Below are 25,965 nucleotides of genomic sequence, written 5' to 3' on the forward strand. Positions count from 1 at the left end.
CTTTGAAAAAAATCTTTCCAAAAATAACACTTATATTTCTAACTGGTATCATTTTCCACTCCTGTTCGGTCGTAAAAAAAGTTCCAGAAGGAGAACAACTACTCACAAAAAACATCATTCAAACCAATGATAGCATCATCAAGAACGAAAGAATTGATGCATTATTAAGTCAGAAACCTAACGGCAAACTAATTGGCTACCCTTTCCGATTGAGTTTATATAATTTAGCCAAAGAAAAACCTGATAGCTTATATTATGTTTGGTTAAACAAAAAACCGAATAGAAGAGAAAATTTAGCTAAAATAATATCAAACAAACAAGTTGACCGATTAAGTCAATCTTTTCTTGTTTCAGGTTTAAGCAGATTTCTAAAAAAAACAGGTGAAGCACCCGTTATAATTAATCCTATTAAAATTAGATCTTCAAAAAATAAAATTAGAGGCTATTATCATAATTTAGGCTATTTTGACGCTGAAGTTGATAGCAAAGTTGATTCTGTTGGATTAAAGAAAGCAAAGATAATTTTCACAGTAAAAACAGGTGAATATTCTACAATTGACAGTATTTCAAGAAGAATCGAAACACCTGAAATTGACAGCCTTTTTCTAAAAATACAGAGTGCAACATATCTAAAATCTGGAAAACAATACAATACTGATCATTTTGATCTTGAGAAAACAAGATTGACTGAATACTTCAGAAACAACGGAGTATATCACTTCCAAATAAATCACGTTCGATACGATGTAATAACTAACCAAAGAGATAAAACTATTGACGTAGTCTATGAAATTGAAGATAGAAAAATAAAAAAAGGAGATACATTAGTAAAAACACCCTTTAAAATTTACAAGATTAGTCAGGTAAACGTTTTCACTAATAACACTTCTAGAAAAACAAACAAAATAACAGATAGTGTTTCATATAAAAATTATAATTTTTATAGTAATGGTAAACTAAATTACAAACCAAAAGCCATTGCAAATGCAATTTTCATTGAAAAAGGCAATCTTTTTAGTGACAAAGAACGCTCATTAACATCTATTTCACTTAGTAACTTAAAGGTTTTCAATTTTCCAAATATAGAGTATATTGAAGATCCTTTCAATGAAAACAATCTAATTGCAAACATATACCTAACACCTTTAAAAAAGAAAAACCTAACTGCCTCGATTGATTTCACACATTCTAACATTCAAGATTTCGGAATAACAGGAAGCCTTTCTTTGACATTCAGAAATCTTTTTAGGAGAGCTGAAACACTGGAAATAGCGACAAGAGGGAATATAGGATCTTCTAAAGATTTAGCCAACCCAAGAGAAATATTTTTCAATATTGCAGAATATGGAGCCGATGTTAAAATTTCATTCCCACGAATTTTTTTTCCAATAAACACAAAATCAATAATAAGGAAAGAAATGTTACCTACGACTCAAATGAGTTTTGGATTAACAAATCAGAGAAATATTGGTCTAGACAAAGAAAACTTCACAGGGATAATCAATTATAATTGGCAACCAAAAAACAACACTAGCTTACGTTTTGACCTCGTAAACATTCAATTTATCAGAAATTTAAATAGTGGTAATTATTTCAATGTTTACACTTCTTCTTACAACAGACTGAACGATTTAGCTCAAACCTACAGTATAGACCCTAATGATTTTAATGGAGATAAACTTTCCAATGACGGAGCTGTTAATTTCATAAATGACGTAGTAAGCGGAAGCACTGCTTTAACACAAGGCGAAAGCGATTACGAATCTATAAGAAGCATTGGAGAAAGACGAAAACGATTAATCGAAGACAATTTAATTGTATCTAGCGCACTAACCTTTACAAAAAACACAAAAAAAGGACTTCAAGACGATACTTTCTACAGTTTCAAAGCTAAGTTCGAAAGTGCTGGAAACCTTACTTCTTTAATTGCAAAACAAACTCCCGAAGATAGAAGCAATAATGGAAATGAAACACTTTTTGGAATAGAATATGCTCAATATTTAAAAGGAGAATTTGACTTAGTAAAACACTGGGGATTAGGCAGAAAAAGAGTAATTACTTTTAGAACCTTTGCAGGACTAGCAGTTCCCTACGGAAACGCAAAATCTATTCCGTTTTCCAGAAGTTACTTTGCTGGTGGATCAAATGACAATAGAGGTTGGCAAGCCTACAGTTTAGGACCTGGAAGCAGCGGAGGAATAAACGACTTTAATGAAGCTAATTTAAAATTAGCAGGAAGTATTGAATATCGCTTCAATATTGTTGGAAAAATAAATGGAGCGCTATTTGCCGATGCTGGAAACATTTGGAACGTTTTTGATAATATTGAAGATAAATCATATACTTTCAACGGCATCAAATCTTTAGAAGAAATTGCACTTGGAACAGGAATAGGTTTTCGATATGATTTTGATTTTTTTGTTTTCAGGATAGATTTTGGGTATAAAACTTACAATCCTGCTAAAGAAGTAAATGAAAGATGGTTTAGAGACATCAACTTTGGAAAAACTGTTTTAAATTTTGGGATTAATTACCCATTCTAATTTTTTAAATTATTATTTTTGTAGAATTAATAAAACAAACAACTATGAACCACACTATAAAACCTGGTGTTGCAACTGGAGATCAGGTACAAGAAATATTTAGATTTGCAAAAGAAAAAGGATTCGCTTTACCTGCTGTTAATGTTACAGGATCAAGTACTATAAATGGTGTATTAGAAACTGCAGCAAAATTAAATGCCCCTGTTATTATTCAATTTTCAAATGGAGGAGCACAATTCAATGCTGGTAAAGGTTTATCAAATGCAAATGAAAAAGCTGCCATTGTTGGTGGAGTTGCTGGAGCTAAACATATACACGAATTAGCTGAAGCTTACGGAGCAACAGTAATACTCCACACAGATCACTGTGCGAAAAACTTATTACCTTGGATAGATGGTTTATTAGATGCTTCTGAAAAACATTTTAAAGAAACTGGAAAACCATTATTCAGTTCTCATATGATTGATTTATCAGAAGAACCAATTGAAGAAAATATTGAGATTTCTAAAAAGTACCTTGAGCGCATGAGCAAAATGGGAATGACATTAGAAATTGAACTTGGAATTACTGGTGGTGAAGAAGATGGAGTAGACAACACAGATGTAGACAGTTCTAAATTATACACACAACCAGAAGAAGTAGCATATGCATATGAAGAATTAATGAAAATTAGTCCTCGTTTTACTATTGCTGCAGCATTTGGAAATGTACACGGAGTTTACAAACCTGGGAATGTAAAATTAACCCCGAAAATATTAAAAAACTCACAAGATTACGTTCAAAACAAATATAAAACAGGAGATAATCCAGTTGATTTTGTATTTCACGGAGGAAGCGGATCAACTTTAGAAGAAATCAGAGAAGCTATTACTTATGGTGTTATTAAAATGAACATTGATACCGATTTACAGTTTGCTTTTACCGAAGGAACAAGGGATTATATCACTTCTAAAGTAGACTATTTAAAAACTCAAATCGGAAACCCTGAAGGTTCTGAAATACCGAACAAAAAATACTACGATCCTAGAAAATGGATTAGAGAATCTGAATTAACTTTCAATAAGCGTTTAGAAAAAGCTTTTGAAGACTTAAATAACGTTAATACTTTATAATAATAGAAAAACAGAAATAGTCCTTATAAAATAAGGGTCATTTCTGTTTTTTTTACTGCTAATAATAAATATATGGCTTGGTTTAAAAGAAAAGAAAAAGGGATTCAAACCCTTACAGAAGATAAAAAAGATGTACCAAAAGGATTATGGTACAAATCTCCTACTGGAAAAATTATTGATACTGAGGAATTAGCAAAAAACCTATGGGTAAGTCCAGAAGACGATTTTCATGTACGAATTGGAAGTGCTGAATACTTTGAAATATTATTTGACGATAACGTTTTTAAAGAATTCAATGAAAAAATGACTTCAAAAGATCCTTTAAAGTTTGAAGATACTAAGAAATATAGCGTAAGATTAAAAGACGCTATGGAAAAAACTCAATTAAAAGATGCCGTTAGAACTGCTGTTGGTAAATCTAAAGGAAAAGACCTAGTTGTTGCTTGTATGGATTTTGCTTTTATTGGAGGCTCAATGGGTGCAGTTGTTGGAGAAAAAATAGCAAGAGCTATTGATTACTCTATTCAAAACAACATTCCATTTGTTATGATCTCTAAATCTGGAGGAGCAAGAATGATGGAGGCTGCTTTATCGTTAATGCAACTAGCAAAAACATCTGCAAAATTAGCACAATTAGCTGAAGCTAAAATACCATATATATCTTTATGTACTGATCCAACAACTGGAGGAACAACTGCATCTTATGCGATGCTTGGTGATATTAATATTGGCGAACCTGGAGCCCTAATTGGCTTTGCTGGACCTCGTGTTGTTAAAGATACTACAGGAAAAGACCTACCAGATGGCTTCCAGACTTCTGAATTTTTATTAGAACACGGATTTTTAGATTTCATCTCTCACAGAAAAGAATTAAAGAACAAAATCAACTTATACTTAGATTTACTTCTAAATCAAGAAGTTAGATAATCATAAAAGCCAACAATTTTTGTTGGCTTTTTATTTACAAAATATTATTTTGATTTTTTTAAAAAAAATACGCAAAAGTATTTTGATACTATTAAAAAATAATACTATATTTGCACTCACAATATGACACACGCGGGTGTGGTGAAATTGGTAGACACGCCAGACTTAGGATCTGGTGCCGCAAGGTGTGAAGGTTCGAGTCCTTTCACCCGCACGTAAACTCTCAAAACCCCTTTTTTTTAAAAGGGGTTTTTTGGTTTTTAGAAAAAAACTTAGTCAAATCCTAGTCATTAACCTTTATAGTTCAGGAATTGGAAACCTACTTAACTTTATCTCTTATGTAATAAATCAATTTCATATAATACATAATCAATTGTAGTATATGTTTTGCTTTTTTTCATAGAATAAAAGCCATTGTAACAAAATTACAACGGCTTTTTTGTGGAGAGAAAACTATTTTAATAACGAAAATTTAAAACTTTTCCACTTCATTACTAAAAACCGTAAAAAAGCCATTTACTTTCTCCTTAATTTTACAAACACAATAAAAGCAAACAACACTTTTTTACAGAAATAAACCTTCTCTACGCATAAATACGTACAAAAAACAGATAAAAAATACGTATTTATACGTATTGCAAGTTTGAAAAATATAGTCTATATTTGAAAAGGTATGACACTTGTCATACATATACACAAGTTGGCAAATATTATGACGAACCTGTCCAAAACCAAAAAACTTCAGTCAATAAAAAATGAATGTTGATAAAGTATTAAATGAAATTGGAGTAATTTATTCACCGCTATCTAATGAATGTCATCAGGAATTCATTGCCAATTCAAAAATTAATACGTTCAAAAAAGGTGAGATTGTAGTACGTGAAGGACAATTTTCAGAAAAAGCATACATAATTGTACAAGGTTGTGCAAGAGCCTATTATTTAAAAGACGGAAAGGACATTTCTGACTGGTTTTCTTTTGAAAATGAAATTATGACTGCAATAGTTAGTTTTTTCAGCAAAGAGCCAAGTCCTCATTATGTGGAATTTGTAGAAGATTCTATTGTTATCGAATTCTCAAAAGAAACTGTTGATAGTCTTTCTAACAAATACCACGATTTTGAACGCTTTATTAGTAAAGTAGTAACCCAAACTATGTTAGGCCTGTGCGAAAGATTATATACTATTCAATTCAACAAAGCAGACGACAGGTACAAACACTTATTAAGTATTTATCCTGAAATAACAAACAGAATTCCACTAACACATATCGCTTCTTATTTAGGAATTACACTTGAAACTTTGAGTAGAATAAGAAATCCTAAAAACCGAATTTGATTTATATCAAATGATACGTTTCCCATTAGTTTGACCTTTGTCAAATGGAAGAAAAAAACAAACAACTCAAATCAGTATGGGGAAAATGGTGGGAACCTATTAGAAAATGGTTTTACCCAAATTGGTTACTTTATGAACTTTCAATTCGTTTTTACGACTATTCAATAGATGTTCATAATTATTTTACTGATCAGCAAGATTATTTCGCTTCATTTATAGGAGAGTTTGGCACTCAAGCTTTAGCTATTTTTTGTAGCGTAGCCACTTTCGTTATTTGCACATTTTTTTTAACAGTATTTACTTGTTTCGTTCTTTATAAGTTCTTCAAAATCGAAAATTTAACAAACACTCGATTTGAAGAAAAAACGAAAAAATATTTCTAACGTAGATGAAAAAAATACTAATTATAAACGGACATCCAGACAAGGAAAGTCTCAGTTTTGGACTTTCAGAATCCTATAAAAAGGGTGCTGAAAAATCAAATGCTGAAATAAAAGAAATTAATATCAGAGAATTGAACTTCAACCCAAACCTACAATTTGGATATAGAAAGCGAACAGAATTAGAACCTGACCTATTAGATGCTCAAGCCAAATTAAAATGGGCTGACCATTTAGTTTGGGTATATCCTGTTTGGTGGAGTTCTGTACCTGCAATAATGAAAGGATTTTTAGACCGAGTTTTACTCCCTGGATTTGCTTTTAACAAAAGAGAGAATTCATTATTTAGTGATAAGTGTTTTACTGGAAAAACAGCAAGAATAATTTGCACATTAGACCAACCTGCGTGGTATTACAAATGGATTTATGGAAACCCTAGCCACAATGCTGTAAAAAAAGGAACATTAAAATACATTGGAATAAAAAAGGTGCGAATTACTACTATTGGACCTATAAGACTTTCTAAAGAAGATTTTAGAGCAAAATGGTTGAAAAAAGTTGAAATGTTAGGTCAAATGAACAAGTAATAACGTACAACAATTAATATGCTAGATGGAAAGATAACGATTTGTGTAAACATCCGTTATCTTTAAGCATAACTTCACAAAAAAGCCGTTGCAACAAAAAATTGCAACGGTTTTTTTTTATGGAGACAAAACTATCTAAATAACCAAAATTTAAAACTTTTTTGCCTCATTACTAAAAACTGTAAAATTACTATTTACCTTCTCTATATTTTTACAAACACAATAAAAGTAAACAATACTTTTTGACAGAAACAAACCTTATCTACGTATTTATAAGTTTTGCAAGTTTGAAAAATATAGTTTAGATTTGAAAAAGCATGACACTTATCATACATATAAACAAGTAGTGTATCATTAAAAAAACCGAAATGAATATCTCTGAAAGAGCTCTAAAATATTTAAAAACTTTAAAAAGAGATTCTAATTTTGTTTCACGCGAAGAAGAAACAAAGGAATATCTTTCTAAACAGAATATTGAGCGAGCGGATGAATTTTTGAAATTTCAAATCCAGTATTCGGGATACGAATTGACCATAAATAATGATTCTGGAAATTCATTCTCTGCTTCTTTGTTTTCCAAAAATCAAATTCAAGGAAACTTAAAACTCGAAATTGAAAAAGCAGGTGATAGATTTATAGAAATTTGTGGTGACCATAAAACAGCTCAATTTACTTTTTATCTGACTGATAAAGGGGAATTTTGCACACTAGATGATGATGACTTACCAAATATCCTTCATACCTCTTTTGATAAACTAATTGAAGAGTATGCTTTAAGAAATGAAATTTCAGATTGGGCTTCAAATCCATATTATCACGAAATAAAAAACATTGATAGATTAGAAAGCATAATGAATGCTGATTTTGAAATTATTGAGGAATGTTCGGATGAATATTCGACTTGGTGGAAAAAAGACAATTTAATTGCTGTAAAAGGTATTTGGTTAGATAGACCAGAATTTTATTTTCATATTTATGGAAAAAACAAAGGTGAATGTTATGATTTTATTGAGGGATTGAAAGACGATAATATCCTAAAATAACGAACACACAACACTATATATAGCAAATTGGACTATTAGTGTTTAATCGAAAATTTGTGCCTATTTTCAAAGTCGCCAAATCTTTTGATTTGGTATTAAAAGAGAAAAATTAAAACAAAATACAAAAGATTTAGCTTGTGGTTAATCCGAAAGTAATCGCTTATTTTCTGCCCAACTTGCCATATATTTGACGTTAGAGCAAATTAAAATATGACTGCAAAAAAATTAGCTGAAAAATATATAACGGATTTGAATATCCCAGAAATGAAACTCAGGGAGATTGAAGATACGCCTAACTATTATTGTTTCAGTTATTTCCATCCAACTGAGACTTATGTAGGTCAAGGATGGATATTCATTAAAAAATCAGACGAAAGGTTTTTTATTTATGGTTCTGGAAATAATAATCCTAAAACTGACTTCTTAGAAAAAATAGAACTTGAAAAAATAGCTCGAAAAACATTTCCTGAATTTGATATTCGAAAATCTTACGATATTGAAATAAATCGGATTCTGCGAAAAATGAGTTTCATTGAAAAATTATTGGAATTAGATTTGGTTTATACTACACCAGAAATTGTTGGAAGCGATATTTTCAGAATTCCTAAACCATATACTCAAAAACTGTTTGAAAAGCGTTTAAGTCAATTACCTTGCGAATTCACTAATGTTCCTGCTGAAAAAATCAGTGACATCTTATCTCTTAATAGAGAGAAAAAAGTAGTTGAATTTACTATATCTGAACATATTGAAGCCATAAAAGTAAACAGAGCTGAAAGAGCAACAAATGCTGATTTACAAACTTCTTGGTAAAAACAACTTGCCCTAACTCTATAATAGCAAATTGGACTATTAGTGTTTAATCGAAAATTTGTGCCTATTTTCAAAGTCGCCAAATCTTTTGATTTGGTATTAAAAGAGAAAAATTAAAACAAAATACAAAAGATTTAGCTTGTGGTTAATCCGAAAGTAATCGCTTATTTTCTGCCTAACTTGCCATATATTTGACGTTGGTGACAATTTTAAAAATCGGTAATTGTAACAAACTATTTTTTTAAAAGTCTAATTAAAGAAAAAGAAAATATGGAACCGAACAGAAGACTTTGGCTGAAAAAAATTGGAATTGGAGTAGCTGGTATTGGACTTACAAGCTTCAATTCATTTGCTTCTCCTCTTGCATCAGAAAATTTAATTAATAGTTTTGAGAATGATGCTAACTTGATTTTTTTACGCTCAAATGAAAACCCATATGGTCCATCTCCATTAGCAAGGAAAGCATTTGCGGAAAATGTGAATATTAGCAACAGATACAACTGGGACATAGAAGCACAAATAATTTCTGCTATTGCGTTGAAAAATAGTGTTAAAGACGAAAACATATTATTGGGTGCTGGTTCAACTGAAATTTTAGATTTAGTCGCAAAATTTGTATCATTAGACAAAGGAAATTATGTAATCGCTGATCCAAGCTATGATTATTGGACAGTTACATTAGACAATTTTGGTTTAACCAAAAATAAAGTACCACTTACAGCCGACAAGAAAATTAATCTAAAAGCTATGGTCGAAGCTGTAAACCAAAATACAAAACTTGTATATATCTGTAATCCAAATAACCCAACAGGAACAATTTGTAAAAGAGAAGCATTAGTAGAATTTGTAACAAATATTTCACAGAATACAATTGTATTAATTGATGAGACATATTTGGACTTTACCAAACAGCAATCCCTTAGCAATATCGTCACTGACCACAAAAATATTATTATCGCTAAAACATTTTCCAAAATGTATGGTTTGGCTGGAGCACGTATTGGGTATGCAATTGCAGACAAAACATTAATTGATAATTTGTCAAATTTGCAATCCAATACAAATAATAGCGTTAGTGTATTATCAAAACTTGCTGCTATTGCTTCGTTGAAAGACGAGAAATTTGTTTCAAATTGCTACTTGCTAAATGAGAATGTAAGACAATATACTATCAGCGAACTCAAAAAATTAAATTGTGAGTGCATTACTTCTAATACAAATTTCATCTATTTTTCACTTGTAAAATATAACAAGGATTATTTCAAGCAATTAGAAGATAATAATATTGAAGGGGGAAGAATATATGAAGAGCAAGGAAAATGGACAAGGATTACAGTTGGTAAAATGGACGAAATGAAAAAATTTATCAAAGCAATACAATAAAAACAGCCACCAACCGCTGTTTTGATATAGCTGGAATTTAGTGGAATTGCCGTTCCGCATTAAGTTTTCGTTAAGCTGAAAATTGAGCGGTTACGATTTTCCAGCCATCTCAAGTGGCGAAACGTTTTGCCTCAGTTTGGCAGAACAAAAACAGAAAAGAGAATGTTAAATTATGAAGAAAAATATATTAATAATATTGGTTTTAATTTCAACAATTTCATGTGGGATAAAAACATATAAACTTAAAAATGGATATTCAAAAGTTGCAATTGATCAAAAAGTTTATCAAAACAAAAAATATTTTGAAAAAAGCATTTTAAAGAAGGTCGATACTTTGGCGGTTTATGAAGAGTATAACACAACATATTATTCAGGAGACAAACCTGTTAATGCTTTAGCAAGGGAAAATTATGAAAACGTAAATACAATATATGGTGTTTACAAATTTTATGGTAACGGGAATTTTAATTTGTTTATGCTTAACAGAGAGAAACCCTTATTAGAAAGTAAAATGTTCGACCCTGAATATACAGGATGGCGTGGAATTTTGTATTCTGAAAATAATGTAATTAAAGGAGATTTAATAACTCAAATTACAGGAATGGGAGAAATTGGAATAATAAAACAAACATTTGAATTTTATGGCGATACATTAATTGTAAATAAAAAAGGTAATAAATTTGGAAATGAAATTTATATTAAAAGAAAAATACCAATTGAATTGCTAAAAAATAATGCTAAATGGTAAACAAAACCGAACGCACAATCGTGTAGACAGCTCTATTAGTAAATAACAGAGTGCGCCTCTCTATTTAGCGAAGCGGTCTCATGAAATACCAATAAATAAAATAAACGCTTCATTTCATACTCCACCGAGCGTACTTACGTACTCGGTGATTTGTAAAAAGATGAGCTAAATTCAATGTAAACATCAGTTATCTTTAAGCATAACTTCACAAAAAAACCGTTGCAACAAAAATTGCAGCGGTTTTTTTATTCCTTGGTATTCCTAAGTCTGACGTTGGTTTACTTCATATTTCAATCTTAAATCTACAACCGCAATTCACTTTCTTATCCAATCACCGGACAATAATGTGAATTGATAAGCATTAAAAATATTCTTTGCTTGTAATCTTTTTGCATGCTTTCTACCACCCCCCCAAACATCTTCTATTTTTGTCCATTTTAATGCTTTAATTCTTTTTTCTTCATTATCTAATAAACCAAGTGTTGAACCGAAAGTTTAGTGCTTCTAAATCCGCCACTAACCATACACAAAGCATTGTGCGTCATTAAAAAAAACCGATAATCCATTGAACTCAACAGTTAATCAATTGATGATTTTTTAATACTGAGTATCAACCTACATTTGAATTAAAGGGTGAAAAAACCTTTTAAAAAGGGTTAAACACCTTATAGAGGCAGAACAAATAAAACTGACATTTACAAAAATATTAAGTTTTCTAAAAAAAAAGAAAAAATGACTGAACAACAATTTTTAACACAACTAGAAGCATTACTATTAGATACTCAAACATACGCTGATAGTATTCCAATTGCATATAAAAATTATGCTTTACCAATAATTACAACAGACAATGAACAAGTCTACAAATTTATAGTAGATCAAAATTGGCAAGATCTTAAAAGCTTTTCAGAAGCGAAACTTTTAAACTTAGAATCTAAAATGCTAGATATGGCAACTCATCAATATCAAATAAATTCTTTAACAGAAAGATTATTCAACTTAAAAGATGCCTTCAAAAAGCATTATAGAGAACCTCAAACAAAAGATGATTGGGTAGCTAAAAAAAATGCACTTATTACCAGTTTAAACAACAACAATACACCACAAGATAAAATTGATGAATTTATAAAAAAAGTTGGAGGAACAGGCGGTCTAAATGCATATAAATATCAATTAAAGCAATATGACATTCTTGCTAAATATTTAAATTATGCTTTTGAGAGACATTTAGCTCATTCTATGTATCATTATTCTGCTATTGTTTTTTCTGATTATAACATAAATATTCAAGTGAATCAAAATATTACTTTCAACACATCTACCAAAATTAGAAGTTTAAGTAATAGCATAAAAAGGAGAAACTCAACTCTTCTTAATAATATTAAAGATAACAATCAAATAAGACTTAAAAGTAACAGCAATAATTTAAACCATTGGACAGGTAACACTATAAATCAATTTGGATTACCTATTTTAATTCATTGTTTCCAAGAAAGAATTTTACAAAATTCATCATTCTTATCAGATGGAAAAAAAGCATTAAAAGCGAGTAGTTTAATTCAAAATTTACTTTTTAATAAAGCTTCATCTAAATGGATTAATTGGACTAGTGGTTTTCATAAAGAATTAAATCTATCAGAAAATTTATTTGATAAAAAAGAAAATTTAATTAATGAAGATATAACACTTACAGAAAATTTAATTTCTATAAAAAAAATACTCAAAAACCCAAATCAGTATAACAATCAAGAAATAGTAATTAGAGGAGTTGTAACAAACCTAGAAGTAAAACATATAGGGCCAACAAAAGTTATTTCAACAGCAGATATTTCAGATTCAAAAGGGCGAATTTTAAAAGTGTGTTTACCCCATATAAAACTAGACTCAGGAGGATTAGTAAACAATTCGTTTGTTTACATTTCAGGAAGATTTTTAGTAAACAATCCAGAAGCAAATAATGCGCAAGCACTTTCAATAGATAGGTTATCAATAGGTGAACTATCTAAAACTAATTGGATAGCATGGGCAAGATATGAACTAAGAAATATATTTGAGCCAATACCCCATAACTTAAACCTAAAATTCACCCTTGAATCAGGAAATAATGGCGCTTTGAATCCAATTAAATACAATGTTACATTTTCAAAAAACAATTTATTAAACTTTAAAAACATATAATTATGGCTTGTGAAATAGAAAACGACGCTTTAGAGAACGCAAAACACAATCTTACTGAAGCCAATGATGCATGGTGGGAAGCAACTGGAGACATGACAGTTAGCACTTTAGGTGTTATAGGAGCAACCCTAGCAGAAGGGATGTCATTAGGATTAGCAACTATGGTTTTTGGTTCTGCGGTAATCAATGAAATTAGATCTGCAGCAAAAATGGATGATGCAAATGAAGACTACGATTTAGCAGAAGACCTCTATAATGACGCATTAACAGCATATTGTAATTGTTTAGATCTAAACTAATGAAAAAGGAAATCCCATATTACAAAAGAGATAAGTATATATTCATTTCTAACTTAAATGATGTTACTGCAAACGAACAAGAACCTTTGTCTTTAAAAAGAGAAGGATATTTATTGTCAGAATACTATTCTTCAAAAAGTAACGAAGAATTAGCTAATTATGTAAAAATAAAAAACAACTTACTCATTAGCGACAATGGAAATTTTTCAAAAATGAAGGCAATTTCTAAGTTATTTGAAAAAAAAGGATTCGCAATATTAAATAAAGCAATAAATGAGGAAAGTGAAATAGGCAATGTTAGTGAATTTGTATTAAATGAAAGATTAGAATTAATCAAGCTTATAGAAATCGAATGTAAAAAATCTATGGCAACTACAAATTTTAATACCATTTTAGAGAATCAAGTTTACATTAAACCTGATTATATTATATGTTTTGAGGACTTTAATATACCTGTATTAATGATGTGTGGATTAATGCATCCAGTTTTCAAACCAAAAGCTTTAGATGTTAAAAATTATCAACTGCAAACTTCTGAAATATTCAATAAGCAAATCAAAGGAGACTTTGGTCAAATTGATAGCTTATCTCAAATAAATAAATTCAAAGTATTACATTCCTATGATTTCAATAGTGCAGTTCAATCTGTTGAAGTCGCTAATAAATCAAAAGCTAATGGTTATGCTATAAGTTTTGGTGGCCCAATGAAAAGTAAAAGATGGATAACATCTCTTAATATGGGAGAAAAAGAGATTACTTTTAAAGAAAAACTTCCAGAACCCTATTTAATTTCTACAGCAATTTCTTTAGGTGTAAATAAAAAATTAGATAATAAAACACCTGTTCATATCTTGGGAGTTGGCACACCAATACTAATTGCTTTATTTGGTTATTTATTTAATAATTCAAAAGCCATAAGTATTGATTCTACTGCACCATTCAAAGACGCATATGCAGGAACTCTATATGGTTCTAAATCTGCATTTTTAAAAATGGATATGTATAAAGTAGCTGCAAATTGTTTAATTGAGAACAAAGCTTACAAATCGTCAACACCATTCTTTAAAAGATTTGAGAAACAATTCCCTTCTAATTGGTCAAACCTAAGAACTGAATTGAAAATAAATAAGAATTCAAGCATAAAGTCAGTAGCTAATTTACTGATTGAAAACCCAAGTTTAGTTGAAAAATACATTCCTTTTTTCTCTAAAATGAGGTCTGGAAATGATGAAATGATAAACATTCTTAGAACTTCACGAGCTGGTCATAATTATTGGGTTTTAAGAAAAATTTGTATTTCAGTTAGAAATAGAATGAACGACCCAATTAAATTAGAAAAATGGACTGAATATCAAGTTAACAGATACATTAAAGTAACTAGCGAAAAATGGGGCTTAGCAGTTTTAGAATCATTTAGAATTGCGAAATTACATAATACTGTTAAAAATAACGAACGAATCGAGTAGACTGTCCTGCTAGAAACTAGCAAGGAAAGCCTCTCAATTTAGCGAAGCGGTCTCATGAAATACCAATAAATAAAATAAACGCTTCATTTCATACAACACCGAGAGCACTTACGTACTCGGTGGTTTGCAAAAAGATGAGTTAAGTTGAATGTAAACATCCGTTATCTTCAAACATGACTCCACAAAAAAGCCGTTGCAACAAAAATTGCAACAGCTTTTTAATACAGACAAAACTATCTTAATAACGAAAATTTAGAACTTTTTTCGCTCCATTACTAAAAACCGTAAAAAAACCATTTACTTTCTTATTAATTTTACAAATACAATGAAAGTAAACAATACTTTTTGACAGAAATAAACCTTCTCTACGTATAAATACGTACAAAAAACAGCTAAAAATACGTATTTATACGTATTGCAAGTTTGAAAAATATAGTTTAGATTTGAAAAAAGTATGACGCTTGTCATACATATTTACCTCATTTTGGGTGTATATGTATGATTTAGTCATACATATACACAAGTTCTACACCATTTGAAGAAACACCTAGACAAATTAATGAAATGTATTTTTTGCGATAATAAAAATGATGCCAAATCTATTGAGCATATTGTTCCGGAGTCTTTCGGAAATAACTTCTACACTCTTCCAAAAGGAGCAGTTTGTGATGACTGTAATAGTAGATTTTCAACTTTTGAAGGAAAGGCTTTAACGAATTCTGTTTTTGCAATGGAAAGAGCTCGTCTTGGAGTTGTAACTAAAAAAGGTAAGAATTCAAAAGGAAAAGTAAACGAACTTATTATTGAAGGAGATAAAAACTTTAGAAAAACATATTTGACAATTAAGGGAATTGACCAAAACAATTCTAGAAATTACGATTCTGAAAAAAGAACAATTCAAGTAGTAGTTCCTGCATTTGACAAAAGTGAAGTAGCAACTTCAAAGTTGCTTTTAAGTATTGGTTTAGAATCGATTTACAAATCACAAAATAAAATTTTTAGCAAATACGATTTTACGGACATGAAAAACTATTTGACTACAAAAGAAAATCAAGATTGGCCTTTTACAACGAGTGAATATGAAATCGGAAAATTTAAAAGTGTTCCGACTTTCTATGACAAGTATAGATTAAAAAAGGCGCATTGTAAACTTACGATTTTGGAATTTGACGATGACACTCTTATTTTTCAATTTGATTTTGGAGGAATATCAATGATGATTAACTTACTAAATAGAAAATTAGATTGGTTTAAGGAATTAATTAAAAAAGATAAACAAGCACAAATTTACCCTGAACATTACAGAACAAAACTCGGAATAAAAGAGGTTTAGGACATCAAAATAAAATTAAGAAGTATGCAAAAAGAAACAGAGTTTATATCAAAAGAAATATCTACACTATTACATAAATTGGAAGTCGCTTTTTGGGAAGTTCATGTTTATCCTGGTAATTTTGATGGTAATGATTATTATGAAGATGAAAACGGTCAAATACAATATTACCCGATTATGAAAGAGATGATAAAGAAACTTGGTTATTTTATGGAACTAGAACTCTTTATTTTAAAATATGTGTATTTCTTGAATTAAAGAATGTTCCTCTTTATTATAAAATGTTCACCGACAAATTTCAACCTATTATTAATGATAAAAAAAAGGTGACTGAAAGTCGCGGACCTTTATACGAAGATGCTGAGCCATCAATGATAATTCACGATGATTTTAGAGAGTTCTTAATGTCTTTTCAAGAATTTAACACAGATTACTCTAAAAAGCTTGAAGTTAACAAACTGAAACAAATTTTAGAAAACACCAATTCCATATTGTCAAAAACTAATACAACTGTAACTAATGAAACTTCCATTTACACACCAGTCAAATGGCTTGTTGAAATAGTTTATCCTTCAATGAGAAGTTTAGGGAAAGCTAGATTTATTAAAAAATTCAGTACATATCACCCAGATATATTAATCCCAGAAATTAGTTCAGCAGTTGAATATAAATACATAAGAAAAGGAGTTGGAATTGAAACCTATCTTGACCAAATAAAGACTGATGCTGACAATTATGAAGGAGATTCAGAATATAAGTTCTTCTATGCAATCGTTTATTTTGAAGATAAATCTGAAATTAATCCTGCTGGATTTAAACAAGCAGTATTTGAAAAAAAATTCCCCGAAAACTGGGTTTTAATTCCATTATAATAGAGGAAAAACGATATAGAACACCATGCATAATTAATTGCTTTGGCAAGTGCTTATTTGGAAAATTCCTTCGGAATTTTCTCGCGTTCATTTTTGTTTACTAAATTAGTTACTGAAACACGCAACTAACCACACACAAACACGTTGGCAGTAATTATACCTCAGAATCATGAAAAATATGGTAAAAGCACATTTTGAAAATATAAGACAAAATATTATTGATGAATTGGACAAAGCAACTGAAAAAATTGTAGTTGCTGTATATTGGTTTACAAATCAAACTTTATTTCAAAAATTGATAAGCAAAGTAGAAGAAGGCTTAAAAGTTGAATTAATAATACATAATGACTATATAAACAACAGAGATTCAGGATTAAATTTTCAGAATTTTATTGATATTGGAGGTGAATTTTATTTTTCAAATACTTTCAATCCAATGCACAACAAGTTTTGCATAATTGACAACAAAGTTTTAATTAACGGCTCATATAATTGGACATATTATGCTGAAGATAGAAATCGGGAAAACATTTTGATTATTAAAAATGAGCAAGAAACATTAAATTCTTTTTCTTCCGAATTTGACAGACTTAAATCTTTAACAGAAAAAGAAGAACAAATTAGGCCTTTGACAAAATTTGAGGTTGATGAATTTAATTTATTACGAGCGAGAGATTATTTAGCTAATGATATTGTTTTTCAAGCAAAAGCAACTGGTAACAAAGATCTAATTGAAAGTGCTTTTCAAATAGCACCTGATAATATAGAAGTTCAAAAAAATGCTTTTGATTTGAAACTTACAAAACGACATAAACTAAAATTTTCAATTGGGTCAAGTTTGCAAAACGATAAATTCCTAATAATTGTTCCAAAAGACACATATATTCCTGTTACAAAAACAGAAATTGTACAAACAGTATTTGACAATCAAACAAGTTCTGGTTCAACAATTCATTACGGCGAAAATCTAAAAGCGAGTAAAAATGTCAAGTTTGCTGAAATGAAAATTAATGGATTACCCAAAAAACCTGCTGGAGAAGCAAAGATGAAATATCATTTCACAATCGATATTTACGGTAATCTGAAAATGGATAAGTTCTCATTAGATAATGGAATTAGACAGAGTATAACCAAAAAAATTACGGGATTACTTGAAGAGGAAACAGAACAATAACTACCACCAACAGCCGTTTTGAATTAGTGTGTGATTTAGTGGAATTACCGTTTCGCATCAAGTTTTCGTTAAGCCGAAAAATTAGCGGTTACGAACTTCAAGCGATCTCAGGTGGCGAAACATTATAGCGAATTTAAATACTGTGAAACAATACAACAACTGTGTGTATTTAATTCATGACAATCTTACAAGAAAACCAAATTCACAAATTAAGCAGAAAATGACAGGAGAGGAATTTTACGATTTATTGAATAAAACTTACATCAATAAAGATGAAGGTAAATTGTTATATAACAATTACCATTTTAAAAAATGGCTTTACAAGAAAAATAACACCTATTCATTCCAGTTTAAAGGAAAAACACAACTAAAGGCTATACCAAAAGAATGGCTTGTTGATGCAAAAAACGCAAAAAAAAGGAAAAATAATCAATAGAAATTGGTTTAACAACTTTTACAACAAAAAATACAATAATGATTGTAGAGCTAGTGTTGCAATTTGGTTAATCAATAATAATTAGAGATAACAGATTTAACCCAAAACCCTTATTTTGCATGAAATTTAACTTTATGCCTACTTCGTGTTAAAAATGTCCATTTTTCTTTTCCACCACCTAAAGCTTTATTAAAAAACTTTATTTTAAGTGGTTCGTCTTGCAAATAGTCTGAAAGCTTATTTACAGAAGTTAATTTGGTGTTTTTGAGTGAGTTTTCCTTTGGGTTTTCAAGAACTCTAATAATGAAATTTTTATTGATTAGAGCGTATAAAGGTTTATCTGATTTTATGGCTTTTCTCATAACTAGTCGTTGTTATTAAAGGCATGGCAATATAACGATAAACAGAAATAACTTAATCTACTGACACAAAGTAGATAAGTCTATCATCTTTTATCTATTATCTTTCGTCGGGTTAATAAATCCAATATTTTTTTTTAATAAATGTTGCATCCAAGTTATAAGTAAAACAACTTTGTTGCAACGCTTTTAGTTTCTCTTCGGTTGTGTTTAATTTTAGGAACTTCTTTCTAATTTCTGTAATTCATAAAATGACACATACAATAAACGATAACGAAATTGTTTTAGTAGATTTTTTAGTAAATTGATTAGACCTATAAGACGAGATAATAGGAGTATATATTAAGAATAAATGAGTAATAATAAATTTGGCATTTTTTTTGCTCTACTATACTATCGTTCTACTACAAATAGTGGTGACAAAAATATATTTGTTTTTCAGTTTGTCACAGAAAGTGTGACATTTTTCGTTTGGATTTGATAATGTCACAAAATCTGTGACATTTTTTTTTGTCAATAAAAAATGTCACAGGTTTTAAAAATGGAATGCGACCCAGATAGGAATACTTAGGCTGTATAGCGATCAATATCTTTTTTCTATAGGGATTTGATCTTGGTTATTTTTTTTGATAAGGATTGATGTCGTTTGGTTTTAGGATCTATTTAAATTACAACTTATAACTTATTGAAAGCATAATTACTCTAGGAAGAATATAGGTCGTGTTGTTTGATATTAAAAAATCGGAAAAAGAATTGTTGATTTTTGTACCGTTGTTTAAATAATTTTGAGCCGAAAGTTCAAAGCGAAAAGGATGGTCTTTTTTATGATAACTTAATGAAGCATTACCTATTCTATAGTTTGTTTTTTGATTGTTACTGTTTTCATTGAAGGTAATTTCGTAATCGGTTTTGAAATTAAAATGCTGCAAGAAATCAATATCGAAATCAAAAGAAAACACATCATTTGTAAAGGAAGACTTTGTTAACCCACTAAACTGACTAAAACTTTTGTCGTAACCAATACTTACGCTTGGCCACTTTTTAGTTGCAGTACGAATTTTTAAACCAACAGATTGATTGTTTCTATTGTTAGAAGTCGTTTGTCCGTTTAGGGATTGGATATAATTGAACCAACTTAAATTACTGTTAAGCTGTATTCTAATTCGGTTGATTTTTTTGCTTAGATTTCCATAAAATCGCCAGTTAGTTTCAGGATTGTCGGTTATAGTAGGTGTTGTAAATTGATTGATTCCTGCCAATTCAATGACATTTCGAATGGTTTTAATTTTTTTATTGTAATTTAAATTGGCAAACAACATTAAACCTCGATACATACTTGTTTTCGAATAGCGTAAACTTGCTGTGTGAAAACGTTCGTTTTTTAGTAAAGCATTTCCTTTAAAAACCGAATTGTAGCTTTGTAAAGTATAGCGTTCTAATAGTTTTGTAGCGTCTGGAAAATCGTTTGAAAGTTTGTAGTTAAATTTTAACGCTTCCGATTGATTGAATTCATATTCACTATTCCATTGTGGTTCAAAATAGGTTTTATTTGTGGTATAATTTTCTAAAATTTGTCTCGTTTTTAAATGATAGAAATGCGTGTAAAGTGCCGGTTTATTAACCCATTTTCCAATTTTAAATTTATATTCAAAACCTACATAAAAATCATTTAATAAATAGTTCAAATCATTACCAAAACCACCTGTAGCAAAATCGTTTATTGTACCATCGGTTAAGTATTGCTTTTCGGTAATTTCTAAACTGGTTGTTCCAAAGTTGTTTCCAATATTGGTATAGATATGATTGTAATTATTCAAAATCCAATAATGTTTGAACAAAGCATCAATACTGTTATTTTTTACTTTTTTAATTTGCTCAATCGTATAAAAACTATCATTCTGCAAAGGAATTAGTCCCGTTAAAAACTCGGTATCGGTTAACCAACTATTTTGCGGCTTTTTGTTTTCATAACTTTGATTGATTACAAAAGTAGTCGTGTGATTTTTGTTTTTATATTGTTTGTGCCATTCTAAAAACTGTTTCACCTGACTATTGTCGGCATTGTTTATGTTTTCGAAGGTGTTTTGTTGTCCGTCTCTTATAGAAAGAATTTGCGAAGTAATGTCGTTAGTGCTAAATTGATATTGTGAGTTGTAAAACCATCTCGATTGATCGCTTGGGCTGTAATTAAGCTTAATGTTTCCTATGCCTAGAATACTTTTGTTATTTCCTTTGTTTGTTTTGTCTTCGAAGGTGAAGCTACTGTTTTGTAAATATTCGTTTTGACTTTCAGAAAGTGTTGCTGTAAATAGTTTTGAGAAGATACCAAAACCTTCAACATCTAATTTACTATTGATTTCTTGACGAAAATTGAATGCTCCAAATTGCGATTTGTTTTCAATAACATCGGTGTTTCCTGTCGCAAAACTGTAAAGGTTCGTAAGTTGTTTTCTACCCGAAATGAAACTACTTGCACCACCTTGAAAACGCATCATATCCTCAAAAGTAAAGGTACGTTTCCCTATGTTGTTGATGTCTCCAATGAAACTTACGTTGGTTTTTGGACTATAGTAGAACAAAGCAGTATGTAGTAAATGAAAACCATTGTCGTTGGCTACTTCTGCACCCGCTTCAAGATCGCCAAATACAAATTTCTTTTTATCTTCTTTCAGCTTCACATTCATAGCAAGTTCATCGCTATCCGATACTTGTTTTAGAAAACCTACTTTATTAAAATTGTCAATTACTTCAATTTTGTCTAACGCATCGGCAGGAATATTTTCTACAGCCAATTTGGAACCACCACCAAAAAATGATTTTCCTTCCACCATCATTTGGGTTACTTTTTTCCCTTGCACAGTTACCGAGCCGTCTTTGCCAACTTCTACACCAGGCAATTTTTCAAGAACTTCTTTCATTTTTCGTTCGTTACCATTAGCAAACGATTGCACATTATAAATGAGGGTGTCTTTTTTTACAATGATGGGTTTGTATTCATAATCGATAACAATTTCTTTGAGTTGTTGTCCAGTTTCTTTGAGTTTAAAATGATGCTCTTTTAGTTCGCTGTTGGCTTCAAGGTTTAAAATAGCCTCTTTATATCCTAAATAGGAAACACGAACTTCATAGGGCACTCCTTTTTCTAATTCTAATTTGTAGCGTCCAAAATGATCGGCAATAGAAAATTTTAACCCTTGTTTTTCTACTAAGGGCTTGGCTATAACATTGGCATTGGCTAACGGATTTCCTAACGAATCTTTCACGGTCCCTGTTAGGGTTTGAGCGTGAGAAAAATAGCTTGCAAGTAGTAGGAATAGGTATTTGTGCATTAATTAAAAAGTAATTTTGTTTAAAAATTTGATTGTTCTTTTAGTTTTTCTAAATGTTCATCCTCAGAAATGATTTTTCCCTTTGGCATTTCAATCATCGAATATTTATTGTCAAATTCAATTTTATCAACAGAATAAATTAATTTATTATCCTGAAGTTCTAAAATTAAACCTGGCAAACCATTATAATCAAGTGGTCCGAATGGGTATGAAATTTCTGAGCAAAACCAAGCAGTAATTTTTTTAACTCTTTCTCCTTTATTATTAAAAAAAGATTTATTTGTAGTTGCTTTAATACATAAATAGCCGTCAATTTTTTTACTCTCAGTTGTAATTTGCCAATTTAACTTATCATTTAATTTTATAATTATTCTAGATTCAGAATTATCAACTTTATAGCATTCTTTACTTTTTAAATTAAAAAAATATGAATATTTAGAATATAGGTTATAGTTGATTTTTTCTATTGTCGAATTTTTATCATTCTCTACATTCAAATTTTCTTCACTTCTAAATAGTGAAAAATCTGTATTGAAAAATAAACTAAACTTTTTCCTTTTTAAATTTTCATTAAATTTTTCAAGAAATTTTATTTCATTAACATTAGTAGAATCTTTAAACTCTATCTTAGGAGGTATAACCTTATATGTAATCTTCCCTGATGTGTTTTGTCCTAAAGACAAATAGCCAAAAAAGAAAGTTAAAGTAAAATTTAATACGTTTTTCATCTCATTGTTATTTATTTAATTACAGTCATACTTTGTGTTCGTCAAAACATTTATTAAGGTAGGGCTGTTTTTAATGTTTAAAATGATTTTTCTATATCTTAAATAAGTTTCTTTTTCTAATTTGTAGCGTCCAAAATGATCGGCAATAGAAAGTTTTAATGTTTTTAAAATTAATTCTTTAGCATATTTTCTCTTTCCATTTTTAATTTTTTATATTCCAATTGGAACTCTTTATTTGTTAAAAATCTGTTAGCTTTTGGAGGTTTAATTTTATTAATCGTTTTTTTATCTAATTTAAAATTTATTTTTTTAGCTTGATAAACAAAAATATCATCTTCAAGTATTAAAATTAAACCAGGAAGACCATAAAAACCTAAAGGTCCTGCATTTATATTTATTGAAGGACAATACCAAGCAATAGTGTTTTTTTCTTTTTTAATAACTTCAATTTCATTTTTTTCGTTTTCAATTTTCTTTTCAATAATTTGTCTATTAATCGCTTTATAGCAAAGCATATTGTCGATGAGTTTTGTTTCTTTATCATCTATTTCCCAATTGTAAGAGAGTAAAGAATCTTTAATGGTAAACTCTTCACCAAAAACAGTTTTATTTTGAATTTGTATTTTTCCCTCCAAGTCCTTGTAAATAGTTCCTATCAGTTTAGAATTAATATATAATAGGTTTAATTTATCACTTTTTTTTTGAAGATTGTTTTCGCAAAAAAAGATACTTTGATTACCGTTTACAAGGAGAGTATAAAATATTTCCGATGCGTTTTCGTCAACAATATTTTCTAATTCTTTGTTAATATAATCTGATGCCTTGTTTTTGAAAGAGGCGACATATTCAATTTGTCCTAGTTGTGAAAAGCTTACTAAATTTAAAAATAGTAACGTAATGATAAGTGTTTTTTTCATGAGTTAAAAATTAAATACTGTTCCAGTCAAAATACTAGAACAGTATTAAAAGGTTAAATTAATCCAATATCATCAAGTGTATTGCATAAACTTACTGCGGCATCAATGGTTTGATCAATTAATTCCTCGTTTTCTGAAACAGCGTTTAATTTTACTCTTAACCATTTACCGAACGCCCAACATTTAAGAGAACCTGCTTCTTCTGTTGAAGTTGTAATCTCAATAGCGTTTTCAATCTTTACGATTTCAATAGATTTTACTTCAACTTTCTTCTCAGTCTCATTTGCCATTCCAGAAAACGAAAATGCTACTAAAGTAATAATGCTAAATGCAAATTTTTTCATAATATTGTATTTTTAAATTAATTACAGTCATACTTTGTGTTCGTCAAAACATTTATTAAGGTATGGCTGTTTTTTTATAGGTTGAATTTTTCAAGTAAACAAAAGCAAAGTCAACCGATTCTTTACCTTTTTTTTTAAAATTAAAATAACTAAACTAAAAGATAATTAATCTTGATTTAAGATACCTCTTTTTAATTCTTCGTCTCTTTTCTTAATTTCGTCATCATTTATTTCTTCTCCGTCAACAGGGATTTTAATTTTGACAGGAATATCTGTAAACTCAATTTTCTCAACAACAAATCCACGTTTGTCTTCATGAAGTTCTAGTATTAATCCAGGCAATCCACTATATCGAGTTGGCCCAATAGGTATCGGTATTGCTGGGCAATACCAAGCTACAACAGGCCAAGGAAACTCACGCCCTTTCCATTTTTGAATGTAGGTATAAGTAGCTTTGTAGCATAAATAACCATTGATGTCTTTACTTTCTGATGTAAGTGTCCAATTGATAAAACTAGCTTTTTTCTTTTTTAAAAGAATAGCAAATGAATAATATAATTGTTCCACCAAACTGTCTTGTTTTCTATTGGTATAGAATTTGTCATATCCATAAAACGCACCAGTAACATAGTTTTTAGTACTTATACTTTCATAATCTGATATTAAGCTTTCAGAAAGATAAAACAAAGATTCGTCAGTATTGAACTCAAGTTTAAAACGAAGCATTTTTGCCATCATTTCCTCATCTAAAGCTTCTTGATATTGCATCCTGCTTCTCTCTTTGAGTTCTTCTGTTGCTTGTGTTGTTGCATAAAAAGATTTATAAGTAACATACCCGTTTTTTTGACTAAAAGAAATTAAGCTCAATAATAAGATAAAAAGATTTAGAAATTTCATGTTATTGTTAAGTTTTGTAGATTGATAAAATTTTCCATTTCCTCACTATTGTCGTTTTGGAAGTTCTGATTTTATTGCATTATAATAATCGTCTTCTTTAACTTCTTTTAATGTTTCTAAATCTGTCATTTTTGTGTTGTCTTTTTTTAATGATAATGATTTTAAGACAAAGTGATTTGCGGGCATTTCAATGAGTTCAACTATTAAGCCAGGTAAGTTGTTGTATTCATTTGGACCGTAAGAAAAAGGTATTTCTGGACAAAACCATGCGGTGACTTCATGGTTAAATGTTCCTTTTGAGTTAACTACTTTTTTAAATTTAGTAGCTTTATAACAAGTAAAGTTTTGAATTGTTTTGCTTTCGTTAGATATAACCCATTGAGAAGAATCAATTCGTTTTTCATAAAAAACGTTCCCATTTATAACAAATAATTGGTTGTCTTTCTTTTTAAACAGATGTTCTCCTTTACTAATGATTTTTGAGGCTAACTTTTCAGGACTGTTATCATCTAAAATCATTTTTCGTGATAAAGAAAAAGTAGAAATGCTGTCATTAAATTTTAATTCGAATTCTAAATTTTTAGATGCTTCAGAAATTGTATTAAAAAAATTAGATTCTCTTTTAGGGTTGTTGACTTTGAATAACACATTATAAGTTGCAACATTATCTTGTGCATTAATAGCAATTAGACTAAAAATAGCAATTAGTAAAGTTAATTTTGTTTTCATGTTTTTTTATGTTGAACTGCAGAGACTAAGT

General features: G+C 29.6%; 25 protein-coding genes and 1 tRNA gene. 19 read left to right on the forward strand and 7 right to left on the reverse strand.

Annotated elements, in window-relative coordinates; genetic code table 11:
* Positions 1–2: 2 nt before the first annotated feature.
* From tamL to L2Z92_RS03100, 19 genes are all read left to right on the forward strand, one after another.
* The gene (tamL, locus tag L2Z92_RS03010; protein WP_236457371.1) at positions 3–2,543 is read left to right on the forward strand and encodes a translocation and assembly module lipoprotein TamL; all 2,541 of its coding nucleotides are present in this window, start codon (positions 3–5) and stop codon (positions 2,541–2,543) included.
* A 44-nt stretch (positions 2,544–2,587) separates the two neighbouring features.
* On the forward strand, positions 2,588–3,655 hold the full coding sequence (gene fbaA / locus L2Z92_RS03015) for a class II fructose-bisphosphate aldolase (RefSeq protein WP_236457372.1): 1,068 nt from the start codon (positions 2,588–2,590) through the stop codon (positions 3,653–3,655).
* A 72-nt stretch (positions 3,656–3,727) separates the two neighbouring features.
* The gene (accD, locus tag L2Z92_RS03020; RefSeq protein WP_236457373.1) at positions 3,728–4,582 is read left to right on the forward strand and encodes an acetyl-CoA carboxylase, carboxyltransferase subunit beta; all 855 of its coding nucleotides are present in this window, start codon (positions 3,728–3,730) and stop codon (positions 4,580–4,582) included.
* 132 nt (positions 4,583–4,714) lie between these two features.
* Positions 4,715–4,796 (forward strand) — tRNA-Leu (locus tag L2Z92_RS03025).
* Positions 4,797–5,337: 541 nt separating this feature from the next.
* A complete protein-coding gene (locus tag L2Z92_RS03030; protein ID WP_236457374.1) occupies positions 5,338–5,919 on the forward strand; it encodes a Crp/Fnr family transcriptional regulator in 582 nt (193 codons plus the stop codon).
* A 44-nt stretch (positions 5,920–5,963) separates the two neighbouring features.
* Positions 5,964–6,302, forward strand: coding sequence for a hypothetical protein (locus tag L2Z92_RS03035; RefSeq protein ID WP_236457375.1), 339 nt, complete (start codon positions 5,964–5,966; stop codon positions 6,300–6,302).
* Between the two features lie 5 nt (positions 6,303–6,307).
* Complete coding sequence (locus L2Z92_RS03040) at positions 6,308–6,886, forward strand: NAD(P)H-dependent oxidoreductase (protein ID WP_236457376.1); 579 nt, start codon at positions 6,308–6,310, stop codon at positions 6,884–6,886.
* A 368-nt stretch (positions 6,887–7,254) separates the two neighbouring features.
* Entirely contained in the window at positions 7,255–7,929 is a 675-nt protein-coding gene (locus L2Z92_RS03045) for a hypothetical protein (RefSeq protein ID WP_236457377.1), read from the forward strand.
* Positions 7,930–8,139: 210 nt separating this feature from the next.
* Entirely contained in the window at positions 8,140–8,742 is a 603-nt protein-coding gene (locus L2Z92_RS03050) for a hypothetical protein (protein ID WP_236457378.1), read from the forward strand.
* 270 nt (positions 8,743–9,012) lie between these two features.
* Positions 9,013–10,125 carry a pyridoxal phosphate-dependent aminotransferase gene (locus L2Z92_RS03055; protein ID WP_236457379.1) on the forward strand — a complete coding sequence of 371 codons (1,113 nt, stop codon included), beginning with the start codon at positions 9,013–9,015 and terminating at the stop codon, positions 10,123–10,125.
* Positions 10,126–10,297: 172 nt separating this feature from the next.
* Complete coding sequence (locus tag L2Z92_RS03060; protein ID WP_236457380.1) at positions 10,298–10,873, forward strand: hypothetical protein; 576 nt, start codon at positions 10,298–10,300, stop codon at positions 10,871–10,873.
* Positions 10,874–11,605: 732 nt separating this feature from the next.
* Positions 11,606–13,051 carry a hypothetical protein gene (locus tag L2Z92_RS03065; RefSeq protein WP_236457381.1) on the forward strand — a complete coding sequence of 482 codons (1,446 nt, stop codon included), beginning with the start codon at positions 11,606–11,608 and terminating at the stop codon, positions 13,049–13,051.
* A gap of 2 nt (positions 13,052–13,053) precedes the next feature.
* Positions 13,054–13,350, forward strand: coding sequence for a hypothetical protein (locus L2Z92_RS03070; protein ID WP_236457382.1), 297 nt, complete (start codon positions 13,054–13,056; stop codon positions 13,348–13,350).
* The gene (locus tag L2Z92_RS03075) at positions 13,350–14,816 is read left to right on the forward strand and encodes a hypothetical protein (protein ID WP_236457383.1); all 1,467 of its coding nucleotides are present in this window, start codon (positions 13,350–13,352) and stop codon (positions 14,814–14,816) included. The genes L2Z92_RS03070 and L2Z92_RS03075 overlap by 1 nt, the downstream gene beginning before the upstream one ends.
* A 559-nt stretch (positions 14,817–15,375) precedes the next feature.
* Entirely contained in the window at positions 15,376–16,149 is a 774-nt protein-coding gene (locus tag L2Z92_RS03080) for an HNH endonuclease (protein ID WP_236457384.1), read from the forward strand.
* A gap of 24 nt (positions 16,150–16,173) precedes the next feature.
* On the forward strand, positions 16,174–16,407 hold the full coding sequence (locus L2Z92_RS03085) for a hypothetical protein (RefSeq protein ID WP_236457385.1): 234 nt from the start codon (positions 16,174–16,176) through the stop codon (positions 16,405–16,407).
* Between the two features lie 23 nt (positions 16,408–16,430).
* Entirely contained in the window at positions 16,431–17,021 is a 591-nt protein-coding gene (locus L2Z92_RS03090; RefSeq protein WP_236457386.1) for a PD-(D/E)XK nuclease domain-containing protein, read from the forward strand.
* A gap of 169 nt (positions 17,022–17,190) precedes the next feature.
* A complete protein-coding gene (locus L2Z92_RS03095; RefSeq protein WP_236457387.1) occupies positions 17,191–18,195 on the forward strand; it encodes a phospholipase D-like domain-containing protein in 1,005 nt (334 codons plus the stop codon).
* Positions 18,196–18,337: 142 nt separating this feature from the next.
* Positions 18,338–18,631, forward strand: coding sequence for a hypothetical protein (locus L2Z92_RS03100; protein WP_236457388.1), 294 nt, complete (start codon positions 18,338–18,340; stop codon positions 18,629–18,631).
* Positions 18,632–18,741: 110 nt separating this feature from the next.
* Here L2Z92_RS03100 and L2Z92_RS03105 read toward each other — a convergent pair whose 3' ends face one another.
* The 7 genes from L2Z92_RS03105 to L2Z92_RS03135 form a co-directional block, all read right to left on the reverse strand.
* Positions 18,742–18,993 (reverse strand): hypothetical protein, encoded by a 252-nt coding sequence (locus L2Z92_RS03105; protein WP_236457389.1) that lies wholly within the window; start codon positions 18,991–18,993, stop codon positions 18,742–18,744.
* A 665-nt stretch (positions 18,994–19,658) separates the two neighbouring features.
* Complete coding sequence (locus L2Z92_RS03110; protein ID WP_236457390.1) at positions 19,659–22,319, reverse strand: carboxypeptidase-like regulatory domain-containing protein; 2,661 nt, start codon at positions 22,317–22,319, stop codon at positions 19,659–19,661.
* A 20-nt stretch (positions 22,320–22,339) separates the two neighbouring features.
* A complete protein-coding gene (locus L2Z92_RS03115; protein WP_236457391.1) occupies positions 22,340–23,047 on the reverse strand; it encodes a GLPGLI family protein in 708 nt (235 codons plus the stop codon).
* 170 nt (positions 23,048–23,217) lie between these two features.
* Entirely contained in the window at positions 23,218–23,964 is a 747-nt protein-coding gene (locus L2Z92_RS03120) for a GLPGLI family protein (RefSeq protein WP_236457392.1), read from the reverse strand.
* Positions 23,965–24,017: 53 nt separating this feature from the next.
* Positions 24,018–24,308, reverse strand: coding sequence for a hypothetical protein (locus L2Z92_RS03125; protein WP_236457393.1), 291 nt, complete (start codon positions 24,306–24,308; stop codon positions 24,018–24,020).
* A gap of 165 nt (positions 24,309–24,473) precedes the next feature.
* Positions 24,474–25,205 (reverse strand): GLPGLI family protein, encoded by a 732-nt coding sequence (locus tag L2Z92_RS03130; RefSeq protein WP_236457394.1) that lies wholly within the window; start codon positions 25,203–25,205, stop codon positions 24,474–24,476.
* Positions 25,206–25,250: 45 nt separating this feature from the next.
* Positions 25,251–25,934 carry a GLPGLI family protein gene (locus tag L2Z92_RS03135; protein ID WP_236457395.1) on the reverse strand — a complete coding sequence of 228 codons (684 nt, stop codon included), beginning with the start codon at positions 25,932–25,934 and terminating at the stop codon, positions 25,251–25,253.
* Positions 25,935–25,965 lie beyond the last annotated feature (31 nt).

The organism is Flavobacterium jumunjinense, assembly GCF_021650975.2.
Classification (GTDB): Bacteria; Bacteroidota; Bacteroidia; order Flavobacteriales; family Flavobacteriaceae; genus Flavobacterium; species Flavobacterium jumunjinense.

What these genes read in the sequence shown, in the direction of transcription:
- L2Z92_RS03130 (WP_236457394.1), bottom strand. Translation starts at nt 25,205, where the DNA reads ATGAAATTTCTAAATCTTTTTATCTTATTATTGAGCTTAATTTCTTTT.
- L2Z92_RS03105 (WP_236457389.1), bottom strand. Translation starts at nt 18,993, where the DNA reads ATGAGAAAAGCCATAAAATCAGATAAACCTTTATACGCTCTAATCAAT.
- L2Z92_RS03115 (WP_236457391.1), bottom strand. Translation starts at nt 23,047, where the DNA reads ATGAAAAACGTATTAAATTTTACTTTAACTTTCTTTTTTGGCTATTTG.
- L2Z92_RS03080 (WP_236457384.1), top strand. Translation starts at nt 15,376, where the DNA reads ATGAAATGTATTTTTTGCGATAATAAAAATGATGCCAAATCTATTGAG.
- L2Z92_RS03135 (WP_236457395.1), bottom strand. Translation starts at nt 25,934, where the DNA reads ATGAAAACAAAATTAACTTTACTAATTGCTATTTTTAGTCTAATTGCT.
- L2Z92_RS03040 (WP_236457376.1), top strand. Translation starts at nt 6,308, where the DNA reads ATGAAAAAAATACTAATTATAAACGGACATCCAGACAAGGAAAGTCTC.
- L2Z92_RS03055 (WP_236457379.1), top strand. Translation starts at nt 9,013, where the DNA reads ATGGAACCGAACAGAAGACTTTGGCTGAAAAAAATTGGAATTGGAGTA.
- L2Z92_RS03085 (WP_236457385.1), top strand. Translation starts at nt 16,174, where the DNA reads ATGCAAAAAGAAACAGAGTTTATATCAAAAGAAATATCTACACTATTA.
- L2Z92_RS03095 (WP_236457387.1), top strand. Translation starts at nt 17,191, where the DNA reads ATGAAAAATATGGTAAAAGCACATTTTGAAAATATAAGACAAAATATT.
- L2Z92_RS03060 (WP_236457380.1), top strand. Translation starts at nt 10,298, where the DNA reads ATGAAGAAAAATATATTAATAATATTGGTTTTAATTTCAACAATTTCA.
- L2Z92_RS03090 (WP_236457386.1), top strand. Translation starts at nt 16,431, where the DNA reads ATGTTCACCGACAAATTTCAACCTATTATTAATGATAAAAAAAAGGTG.
- L2Z92_RS03045 (WP_236457377.1), top strand. Translation starts at nt 7,255, where the DNA reads ATGAATATCTCTGAAAGAGCTCTAAAATATTTAAAAACTTTAAAAAGA.
- L2Z92_RS03065 (WP_236457381.1), top strand. Translation starts at nt 11,606, where the DNA reads ATGACTGAACAACAATTTTTAACACAACTAGAAGCATTACTATTAGAT.
- L2Z92_RS03110 (WP_236457390.1), bottom strand. Translation starts at nt 22,319, where the DNA reads ATGCACAAATACCTATTCCTACTACTTGCAAGCTATTTTTCTCACGCT.
- L2Z92_RS03075 (WP_236457383.1), top strand. Translation starts at nt 13,350, where the DNA reads ATGAAAAAGGAAATCCCATATTACAAAAGAGATAAGTATATATTCATT.
- accD (WP_236457373.1), top strand. Translation starts at nt 3,728, where the DNA reads ATGGCTTGGTTTAAAAGAAAAGAAAAAGGGATTCAAACCCTTACAGAA.
- L2Z92_RS03125 (WP_236457393.1), bottom strand. Translation starts at nt 24,308, where the DNA reads ATGAAAAAATTTGCATTTAGCATTATTACTTTAGTAGCATTTTCGTTT.
- L2Z92_RS03035 (WP_236457375.1), top strand. Translation starts at nt 5,964, where the DNA reads ATGGAAGAAAAAAACAAACAACTCAAATCAGTATGGGGAAAATGGTGG.
- L2Z92_RS03070 (WP_236457382.1), top strand. Translation starts at nt 13,054, where the DNA reads ATGGCTTGTGAAATAGAAAACGACGCTTTAGAGAACGCAAAACACAAT.
- L2Z92_RS03050 (WP_236457378.1), top strand. Translation starts at nt 8,140, where the DNA reads ATGACTGCAAAAAAATTAGCTGAAAAATATATAACGGATTTGAATATC.
- L2Z92_RS03120 (WP_236457392.1), bottom strand. Translation starts at nt 23,964, where the DNA reads ATGAAAAAAACACTTATCATTACGTTACTATTTTTAAATTTAGTAAGC.
- L2Z92_RS03030 (WP_236457374.1), top strand. Translation starts at nt 5,338, where the DNA reads ATGAATGTTGATAAAGTATTAAATGAAATTGGAGTAATTTATTCACCG.
- fbaA (WP_236457372.1), top strand. Translation starts at nt 2,588, where the DNA reads ATGAACCACACTATAAAACCTGGTGTTGCAACTGGAGATCAGGTACAA.